The sequence below is a fragment of the Protofrankia sp. CiP1_Cm_nod3 genome (assembly GCF_982290655.1).
This window is the reverse complement of sequence record NZ_CEVIVD010000103.1, coordinates 17,280-18,168: the sequence shown is the minus strand read 5'-3', so window position 1 is coordinate 18,168 and position 889 is coordinate 17,280. Positions and strand designations below refer to the sequence as shown.

1 protein-coding gene is annotated in these 889 nt (G+C 75.8%); it reads right to left on the bottom strand.

Going from position 1 to position 889, the window contains the following annotated elements; genetic code table 11:
- A partial coding sequence (locus tag AC5LUJ_RS17645; RefSeq protein WP_493465316.1) for an ABC transporter permease occupies nucleotides 1-850 on the bottom strand: 850 nt, incomplete at its 3' end.
- Nucleotides 851-889 lie beyond the last annotated feature (39 nt).

Genomic DNA, 889 nt, shown 5'->3' with positions numbered 1-889 from the left:
CACCACGCCGCGAGCCGCCCGGCGCCGCCCGGCCGTCCCGCAGCCGCGGGTCCGTGGCCTCGCGGATGCCGTCGCCGAGCAGGTTGAACCCGAGCACCGTCAGCACCACGGCGAGGCCCGGCCAGAGCAGCACCAGCGGCCGCAGGGTGATGTACGGCTGCAGCTCCTGGAGCATCCGGCCCCACGACGGGGTCGGTGGCGGAGTGCCCAGGCCCAGGTAGGACAGCGCGGCCTCGGCGAGCACGGCGGTCCCGAGCACGAGGGAGAGCTGGACGTACAGCGTCGGCGCGACGTTCGGCAGGACGTGCCGCCGGACGATCCGCCTGGTGCCGGCGCCGGCCGCGTGCGCGGCCAGGACGTAGCCGGACGCCAGCACCCGGGCGATCTCCCCCCGCGTCACCCGGCCGACCTGGACGCCGCTGCCGACGCCTATCGCGACGACGGCGGTCCAGGTCGAACCGCCGAACACGGCGGCGAGCACCATCGCGAGCAGCAGGGCCGGGAAGGCGATCAGGACGTCGACCAGGTGGGCGGTGGACTCGCCGACCAGGCGTGGGGTGACGGTGGCGAGCAGCGCCAGCCCCACCCCCAGCACCGCGGCGACGGCGGTGGCCGTCACCGCGGCGAACACCGTGATCCGGGCGCCGAGAAGGATCTGGCTGAACAGGTCCCGGCCGAGCTTGTCGGTGCCGAACCAGTGCTGCCCGCTGACCGGCAGCCAGGGCGCGCCCGCGTCCACCCGGGTCGGGTCGTACGGCGTCCAGACCAGGGACACCGCGGCGGCGGCCACGACGATCGAGGACAGCAGCACACCCAGCCGTCCCGGACGGCTGCGCAGCAGAGCTGTCACCAGCGGCGGGGCCGCCGCTGGCAGCCGGGCTGCCCCTGG